This is a genomic window from Magnetospirillum fulvum MGU-K5 (assembly GCF_000442515.1).
Classification (GTDB): domain Bacteria; phylum Pseudomonadota; class Alphaproteobacteria; order Rhodospirillales; family Magnetospirillaceae; genus Phaeospirillum; species Phaeospirillum fulvum_B.
In genome coordinates, this window is the sequence record NZ_AQPH01000042.1 from 23,383 (window position 1) to 31,199 (window position 7,817).

A 7,817-nucleotide genomic window follows, 5' to 3' on the forward strand; every position below is an offset into this window, starting at 1 on the left:
CCTTATCGTCGTCGATTGGTCAGCAACAGATCGATCCAGGCCCCGCCGGGGCGCTGGATTTCCGAGATTTCCCAGCGGCCCGATCGATCCTCGACCGAGGCGGGATCGGGGGCGATGTCTACCCGCCAATCCTCGTCCGGCAGAGCCAGACCGGGCGGCCAGAGATTGAGATCGATCCCCAGCATCGGTTGATAGGTCGAGACCACACCGTGTCCGGCCGCGATCTCCACCGGCTCTTGCCGCCAGTCGGCGGCGATCGGAACCCGTCGACCGTCCGGGGCGACCAGCACCACCGCATCACCAAACGTGCCGATCACCGCCCGATTGAGGCCGATCACCGCCCGGTCAAAATCCGATGCCATCGGATCAGCCGCCCGATCTGGCGGCGGCCTTCAAAGCCTTGGCCAGATCGGGCGAAACCCGGCGATACATGCCGGGACCATAGGCGCGGCCATCGACCAGGACCGTCGCGGTCAGGGTCACGCTGGCCCCATCCGCCCCTTTCGGGGCAGGCGGGGGCGGGTCGCCGAGGCCAAGCGTCGGCGGCATCGGGTCAGCCGGGGGCTGACCGATTTCAGTGTCTTCGGCCATGGTGATGTCCTTTAGTTGGCGACAACTTCGACCAGCAATTCGGGGCGGGTCACCACCGGGAGCGGATTGCTTTGCGATTTAAGCTCGACACCCGCGCCGTGTTTCAAAATTTCCGGGCTGACGAAAACCTCGACGCCGCTGGTATTGACCATCCCGATGTGGTGAGCAGGACCGAAATAGGTCCGGAAGGTCTGCCGGGTCCCGGTCGGGTAGGCAATGCCCTTGCCGTCCTCGACAAAGGTGACGGTCTGAAGCTTGGTGTTCGAGACCGCCTGGAAATTCTCCTCCCACAAGATTCCGCCGAAAGGAAACGCGGCGGCGGCAATCCCGCCCGACAGCGCCTGGGCGTTATTCCAATTGAGGTAAAATTTTTCGACGTTGGGATGCGAGGTCAGCTTGTGAAACAGGCTGGTCGAGACCTTGCACCGCACCCCGTTCATGCTTTCGCCCAAGAGGTGGGTCAGCATCCATTGCCGAATTTCGCCGCACTTGGCCTGAACATTGGTGTTCGGGTTGTCCAAGGCCAGATTAATCGTCTTCTTGGCGATCCCGAAGACCTCGAAGAAGTCGTACAGGACCCGGCCGGTTCCGGTGATCAACTGCCCTTTGAGGGCACCCCAGCGCAGAAATTCCAGGGTCTGGGCATGATCCTGCCGCAGCTTGGACAACCGCTTGGCGGTGACATCGGCCAGGGTCAGCGGGCGACGGCGGCCGCCCTCGTCGATGGTAAAGCGATCCTGGATATCCTCGGGCGCGATCCGGGCGAAATGCGGGATGTGCGGGATTTTGAGGATAATGCCCCGCTCGGTCTCGACCACGCTTTCCGGACCCGCCGAACCCCGTTCCGCCGCTTCCAGAACGGTGACGATGCCGTCCTCGTAGCGGATTTCGACAAAAATGTTGGGCGGATATTCGCTGGCAAAAAGCCCCTCGGCCAGCAGATCGCCCCAGACGTTGGGGATACGGGCGATCTGGCCCGTCAAATCGGTCGCCGTGAAGGGGTAATTAAACCCGTCATTGCCGATATTAGGCATGGTAATACGCCCCTCCTTAGGCGGCGGTGGTGGTGAAAACGAACGAGCGGGCCAGACGAGACAGCGCCGCCGCCCTGGCCGCATCGGTGATCCCGGCAGGCCAGATCAGGCCGGACTCGATCACCAGCGCCTGACGGGTCAGCATTTGGGCCGACGCATCGGCATCCGCCGCCACCGTGACCGGCGCCAGCAGGATATCGGACGCGCGTTGCGTCCCATCGACAGCGGCAGGGGCCAGCGGGACCAGTTTGTTGTCTCCCGCCGCGACGGTCAGGACAAAGGCATCGCCGACGACGTAATCGGTCGCGCCATCGGCGATCGTGAAGCCGATTTGGCGCTCGGCATAGGCGACGCCGACAGTGGCGTCGGCCAAGCGATAGCCATCGGGATCGACCACCTGGAACCGCCCGCCATTGGCGGCAGCGGCGACGCAGGTGATCGTATAAGCGCCCACTTTGGCCTCGATCCCTAGCGCGGAGGCCCCCAGGCCACCATTGCCGGTATTACCGCCCGCCTTGGCGGCAATCGTAATCGCGCCCAGCAGACGGGCACCCAGCACCGTCCCCAGCTCCAGGGCGCCGGAGCCCGCGAGGATGGTGCCACTGCGCCGCGATAGGCCGTTTTCGGCCTCCACCGCCAGAACGCTCGACAGCAGCCGCCCGCGCTGCATCGAAAAAACGGGCATCGTCGAATTTGCCATGGTCCTGGCTCCTTATTTCACGAGGCCGGAGTTTTTGAGCTCGCGATCCATGGCGCTGGCCAGCGCCCCGGCGGGCGAGCGATCGGCCCCGGACGCGCCCACCCCCAGCGCCGCGCCCGGAAACGCCGCCATCGCGGCGGCAAACGGGGTTCCGCCGCCGCCCGCCTGGGCATCGGCGGCGGCAGCGGCCAGAGCGGCGCGGGCCTGCTTGACCGACAGAGTGGTCTCAAACGCCAGCGTCTGGGCCAGCGTCCGGTTGGCCTCGGCCTCCGGCGCGGTGATGATCGCCTGGATTCGCGCCGTCGCCTGACGCGCCGCCGCTTTCGGAGACGACGCAGACTTTTTGCCGCATTCCTTTTCGTCCTCGTCGTCTTCCGCGTCCCTTTCGTCGTCGTCGTCGCCCTCGTCTTCGGGACTGGCGGCGCTCACGCCGTCCTCGTCCTCGTCGTCCTGGGCGGTTTTTTTCTGGGCGGATTTGGCCGCCGCTCTCTGGCGCTGTGCCATTTTGTCTCCTTGGCTGCTGCGGGTAGCGGCGGGTTTTCCCGCCGGGGTGGATACGGATTTCCCGGTCGCCAGATCGGCGATAAAGACCGCCAGGGCGTCGTCCGGATTCATGATTTCATCGATCAGGCCCAATTCCAGCGCCTCGTCCGCCGACAGGCACCGCGCCTCGGTCGCCAGCACGTCGTCGAGATCGAGATCGCGGCCCGCCGCTACCGCTGCCGCGAAATAGCCGCGCAAGGATTCCAGCTCGGCAACGATCTCGCTGGCGACTGCTTTGGGCAGGGGCGCGTAAGGGTGGCCGTCGCCCTTGTGCGCCCCCGCCGACAATACGGTGACGGTGATACCCGCCTCGTCATAGGCGCGGGACAGATCGGCGTGCAGGGTGATGACGCCGATTGACCCGGTGCCGCCGGTTCGAGGGGCATAGACCCGGCCGCCCTGGCTCCCCAGCCAGCAGGCGGCGGAATAACCGGCATCGGCATAGACGGTGCGGAGCGGTTTTGCCGCCTGGAAATCCCTGATCCGGTCGCCGCAGACGGCGCACTGGGTGACCTCGCCGCCCGGCGAATCGACGTACAACAGCGCGCCCTGAACTGCCGGATCGGCCTCGGCCAAATCCAGCTTGGTGATGATCCCGTCATAGCCGGTCATGCCGCACCAGGGATCGAGCGATCCCAGATCGTGGACGAGATCACCCGTCACCGGGATGATCGCGACCCCACCTTGGACCCGATAGGCTTTGCCGTCGTCTTTCGGGCCTTGGGCGCGGGGCCGGGTCACCGCCTCCGACACCAATCGCGACAGCAGCAGCGGCCCGCCGCCATCCTCATTTTGTGCCGCAACAACATCGTCGGCGCGGATACCGGCGCGCGGGGCGAGCATCCCAAACAAGGTCAGTGCTCGCCGGGGCGTCAGCACCAGGGGGCGGTTGACCAGCTTGCCCAGCAGGCGAGCAAATTTGATCCCGCCCCCGCTCGGGGACAGGCTGGCAGAGGGCGGTGACATGGAGGCATCCCCATTAAAAAAGCCGCCCGGCGGGGCGGCATCGGTTGCGGTTACGGCCGGGTCAGACCGCCGGATCGGGCGGAGGCGGCAGCAGCGCCGCGACATCCTCGGGCGTCTGGGCCACGCGGTAGACCGCCCCGTCGCAGACGGTGGCCAGCGCGTCGGGTGGGATCGGAGATGACGGACAGGTCACGCCGTCTATGGTGATGACAGGGATGTCTATCATTTGCCCGGCTCCAAAATAATGGCGAGAGCATCGATAGATATCGTCTCTCCCGCGCTCGTCAATTGCCCAGTGACGGTCAGCCTCTGGTCGGCGGATAGGTCAAGCGCGTACAAGCCCGTTGTCCCCGTGGTCAAGCCAACCCCGCCGACAACGCCGCCGCTTGACCGCACCTGACCTGTCCCGCATCTCAGGATACTAAGCTCGGCTACATACCCGGCATTTGCCGTTGCCACCGTCATCACGGCCATCTGCACACCGCCAAGGCGCACTCGGATGGTCCGGATGTTTGTCGATGCCGTAAAAGAGCCCCACAGGCTGATCCGGAGACGATCCCCGTCCCGGCCCAGCATATTTGCCGGGATAAGCAACCCCGCCGGACCATCGGCGGTGTACAGATTAGTCTCACTGGCCGTACCCGTCACAGAGACGGGGTTGACTTGCTGGCCGATACGGCGCGGCCCCAGCCACTGCACCTGACGCGCCCGCATCACGCCACCCGATGATAGCGCAACGCCCCGGCGGCGGCGGCGATCACACCGATCCGTTGCTGCTCGCCGACGACAATCGGGACGACATTGCCCGCATAGAGCTGATATCCGGTCGCCATCGTGACGCCAGAGGCATCGGCAGCGACCGCGAGATAGCAATCAATCGTCGCCGACAGGTCATAGACCCCCGCCGCCAGAGCGGGGGTTTGTGCAGCCACCGTGCCGATCGCCAGGGTCGCGGCGGGGCGGCCCCGGATATCGATCGCGTCGACAACCGGCAGCGGATTTTCGGGAGAGACAGGCCCCGCCGTGGTGAAAATACCGACGCCCGGGACCGAGCCGCCATCGGTCTTGAGATTAGTTTGCATCGTTGCCCCCTGATCTGTTCGGAGCGTCTTCCCGGTGCTCATCCGTCGTCGGCTTGATTGCCATCGCCTTTTCGCGGTCGGGATCGGGCAGGCCCAAGCTTGCCGCGTATCTCATCTCGACCGCTTTCTGGCGCAGATTGTCGCGCCAGTCCCTGCCCTGCGCCGCGCACTCGTCGCGCAGATTCGACAGATCCCCGTCGATGCGGATTCCCGCCGCCTGGGCTTCCTTGACCGGATCGATCCAGCCCTCGGGCGGCCCCATCCAATCGCCGCCCAAATAGACCTCGCGGGCGGCGTGAAAGGGCGGCGCGCCCTTGGGCAGTTTGACCCGGCCCATCATCACCGCCTCTTCGATTACGCCATGATAGACCTGACTGCCGGTGCGGACCCCGAGGGTGATCCGCTCGCGCGTGATCGAGCGTCCGGCGACGATCCGCGCCGCGCGGGCACTCGAATAATTGATGTGCGAATAATCGAGCGAGACCGTTTCGGCGGTATGGGTCGGCATCCCGGCGGCGAAATTGCGCAGCATCGCCCCGGAAAAGGCTTCCATTTGCGCGCTGGGACGGGTCGGGTTGAACCAACCGATTTTTTCGCCGGGAAACAGCGCGGGGATTTTCACCCCGCCCAGGCTGACCCCGCGCGCCGTATGAAAATCAGTCCGCTTACCTTGGTACTGTTCAAACGCTTTTTCCCCGCCCTGATCGCCCAGAAGCTCCATCAGAAATTCATGGTCGAACGGGCTCTCGATAAAGGCGGCCAGCGTCGCATTGAGCAAGGCGGCAGACAGTTCGGCCGCCTGATAGCGGTCGAGCATTTTCATGTTTTTCAACATCGGCGCAAAGGCCGACAGGCCACGATGCTGATCGGCGCGGTGGCGGTCGAAATCGTGGATCACGATCGGGCGGCCCCACGGCGTTTCCCGCGCCACCCGCTCCCACGTCCAACTATCGGCCGAGGGAATGCCGATATCGCGGGGATGGCCCTTAGCGATCCAGTAGGCGATAGCCGCGCCGTCATCGTCCATTTCGACGCCACCGCGCAGGCGATCTTCGTCCGGCCGTCCGTCGGGATTGCTCAGCCGGTCGGGGTCGATCACCTGGACACAGGTCGCATAACGGGCACCGGGGCGCGGACGCCACTGGATCACCGCCAGATTTTCGCCGTCGACTCGCTTATGACGAAACATCAGACCGGCGAGCCCGTGCCAATCGTCATGGCGGGAGACGTCGCAATAGCGCTGCGGATCGTTAGCCCACAGGGTCCATTCCCGCTCGAATTGGTTTCCCAGCTCGACCGCTTGGTCAAACGTGATCCCCAACGCCTCGTGATCGATATAGGGCTCGAAGCGGAAATTGGCCCCGACGATCGAGTCAATCTCGCGCTGCACCGCACCCGAGGCCCAGCCATTATTGCGGACCAGATCGCGGATACGATCGGTAACAACTCTGGACTCGCCCAGAATGTCGCGGTCAGCTGACCCCGACATCGGCCACCAGCCCGCCATTTCCTGGCTCATCGGGTCCGCCGCCTGGTAAGCGGTCACGGACGCGCTCATCGCACGGGAGCGCACCCCCGGCAGCGCCTCGCCACTTGGTCCAAGGATGGGGCTGATATCCGACATGGACGATCCTAAAAATACGGGGTGAGGCTGATCCGGCCGCCGCCGATCCCCAATTGACGCTTGATCGCGGCAATCCGCGCCATCAGAGCGACCGCGTCGCCCTTGCCATAGCCGACCGTGCGCGATCCCGAGCCGACCGAGATCACCGGCCCACTGATCAGCCGGTCATACGCGGCCTGTAGCTCGGACAATTGCGCCGTCAGCCGGGCGCGATCGGCGTCGGTCAAGGGTGACATCGGCATATCCTTCAAATGAGTGGGGCCGCCGCCCCCAGACGGCGGCCCCGACACCCCAAGCCAGGAATGGCCCCGGCGGATCACCTCCTTTCGGCGGAGGCTTGGGGGGTCAGACCCCGCGAACGGCGTTCGCGGGTGATCAGGCGAGCCGACTGGTCCAGTCTCGCGCAGGCGGCGGGACCGGAACCGGCGGCGGAGACGGTTTTTCCGGTTCTGACCGGGCAGGCAAAGCCGCCTGACCGGGTCGGGACGTCAGCAAAAGATGCTCCATGTCCAACTGCTCGCCCGGAGTCGCGGGCGGGGTTTCGCGCTCCTCGATCAAGGCATCCCAGGCCGCGTCGTCCCATCGGGTCCAGCCCTTCAGGGTCGCCGCCGCCTCGGCATAATTCATCGTGTCGAGCGCCTCGTTCGCCATATTCGGCTTGGGCGTCCAGCGCCAGACCCGGCGGCCGCCCTTCGTCGCCACTTCTTTTCGGGTTTCCGAGCAGAGCTGTTCGAAATATTCGGTCCCTAGACCTCGGGCAAAAGCGACGAACCCGCGTGACAGCGGGTCGGTCCGCTTCAAAAATTCATACAGCGTGCCCTTCAGAACCGAGACGCCGACGTTAAAAAAGCGGTTGCCAAAGGTCCGGGTCCGCCGCCGCTTGCCTTTGCCTTCGGCGTCGCGGCGAACTGGGGCGATGATCTCCGCCGTGTCCGGATGGACACCGCGCACCATGATGACTTGACTGCGCGAATAGTGCTTGGCCCAGTCAAAGACATCATCGGTGTAGGCATTGCCGTCGATCGCGACCAGATCGGGGGCGATCTTGCGCCCCGCCTCGTTGACCCACAGCCGGGTCACCACCCGGTCCAGCTCGTCGCGGGTCTCGCTCTCGGTGATATTGCCCGAGACAACGATGTAATCGACGACGGCGCGGCGGCGGTTGGGACCAAATGCGACCGCCTGGACTTCGACGCGGTCGCCCTGGCAGTCGATCCCCAGCGTCAGCAGAGGATAGCCGCGCGGGATCAGCCCCTTTGGATGCCCGGTTTCCTCGG

The 7,817-nt window shown here is 65.0% G+C and carries 10 protein-coding genes; all 10 read right to left on the reverse strand.

What is annotated here, in order from left to right:
- Positions 1-2: 2 nt before the first annotated feature.
- Positions 3-362, reverse strand: a complete 360-nt coding sequence (locus tag K678_RS11280; protein WP_021132578.1) for a hypothetical protein — start codon at positions 360-362, stop codon at positions 3-5.
- Between the two features lie 4 nt (positions 363-366).
- Positions 367-591, reverse strand: coding sequence for a hypothetical protein (locus K678_RS11285; RefSeq protein WP_021132579.1), 225 nt, complete (start codon positions 589-591; stop codon positions 367-369).
- Between the two features lie 11 nt (positions 592-602).
- Positions 603-1,625, reverse strand: a complete 1,023-nt coding sequence (locus K678_RS11290; RefSeq protein WP_021132580.1) for a major capsid protein — start codon at positions 1,623-1,625, stop codon at positions 603-605.
- Between the two features lie 16 nt (positions 1,626-1,641).
- Complete coding sequence (locus K678_RS11295; RefSeq protein ID WP_021132581.1) at positions 1,642-2,325, reverse strand: head decoration protein; 684 nt, start codon at positions 2,323-2,325, stop codon at positions 1,642-1,644.
- A 12-nt stretch (positions 2,326-2,337) separates the two neighbouring features.
- Positions 2,338-3,834 (reverse strand): S49 family peptidase, encoded by a 1,497-nt coding sequence (locus tag K678_RS17755; protein WP_021132582.1) that lies wholly within the window; start codon positions 3,832-3,834, stop codon positions 2,338-2,340.
- A gap of 61 nt (positions 3,835-3,895) precedes the next feature.
- The gene (locus tag K678_RS18665; RefSeq protein WP_155804531.1) at positions 3,896-4,060 is read right to left on the reverse strand and encodes a hypothetical protein; all 165 of its coding nucleotides are present in this window, start codon (positions 4,058-4,060) and stop codon (positions 3,896-3,898) included.
- A 487-nt stretch (positions 4,061-4,547) separates the two neighbouring features.
- On the reverse strand, positions 4,548-4,916 hold the full coding sequence (locus tag K678_RS11310) for a hypothetical protein (RefSeq protein ID WP_021132584.1): 369 nt from the start codon (positions 4,914-4,916) through the stop codon (positions 4,548-4,550).
- The gene (locus K678_RS11315) at positions 4,906-6,540 is read right to left on the reverse strand and encodes a phage portal protein (RefSeq protein ID WP_021132585.1); all 1,635 of its coding nucleotides are present in this window, start codon (positions 6,538-6,540) and stop codon (positions 4,906-4,908) included. The genes K678_RS11310 and K678_RS11315 overlap by 11 nt, the downstream gene beginning before the upstream one ends.
- 8 nt (positions 6,541-6,548) lie before the next feature.
- Positions 6,549-6,776 (reverse strand): gpW family head-tail joining protein, encoded by a 228-nt coding sequence (gene gpW / locus K678_RS11320; RefSeq protein ID WP_021132586.1) that lies wholly within the window; start codon positions 6,774-6,776, stop codon positions 6,549-6,551.
- A 139-nt stretch (positions 6,777-6,915) separates the two neighbouring features.
- The coding region (locus K678_RS11325; RefSeq protein ID WP_021132587.1) for a terminase gpA endonuclease subunit at positions 6,916-7,817 on the reverse strand (902 nt) is incomplete at its 5' end.

Bases quoted from the DNA above. Each gene is read 5' to 3' on its own strand.
- K678_RS11280 (WP_021132578.1), bottom strand. From the start codon at position 362: ATGGCATCGGATTTTGACCGGGCGGTGATCGGCCTCAATCGGGCGGTG.
- K678_RS11285 (WP_021132579.1), bottom strand. From the start codon at position 591: ATGGCCGAAGACACTGAAATCGGTCAGCCCCCGGCTGACCCGATGCCG.
- K678_RS11290 (WP_021132580.1), bottom strand. From the start codon at position 1,625: ATGCCTAATATCGGCAATGACGGGTTTAATTACCCCTTCACGGCGACC.
- K678_RS11295 (WP_021132581.1), bottom strand. From the start codon at position 2,325: ATGGCAAATTCGACGATGCCCGTTTTTTCGATGCAGCGCGGGCGGCTG.
- K678_RS17755 (WP_021132582.1), bottom strand. From the start codon at position 3,834: ATGTCACCGCCCTCTGCCAGCCTGTCCCCGAGCGGGGGCGGGATCAAA.
- K678_RS18665 (WP_155804531.1), bottom strand. From the start codon at position 4,060: ATGATAGACATCCCTGTCATCACCATAGACGGCGTGACCTGTCCGTCA.
- K678_RS11310 (WP_021132584.1), bottom strand. From the start codon at position 4,916: ATGCAAACTAATCTCAAGACCGATGGCGGCTCGGTCCCGGGCGTCGGT.
- K678_RS11315 (WP_021132585.1), bottom strand. From the start codon at position 6,540: ATGTCGGATATCAGCCCCATCCTTGGACCAAGTGGCGAGGCGCTGCCG.
- gpW (WP_021132586.1), bottom strand. From the start codon at position 6,776: ATGTCACCCTTGACCGACGCCGATCGCGCCCGGCTGACGGCGCAATTG.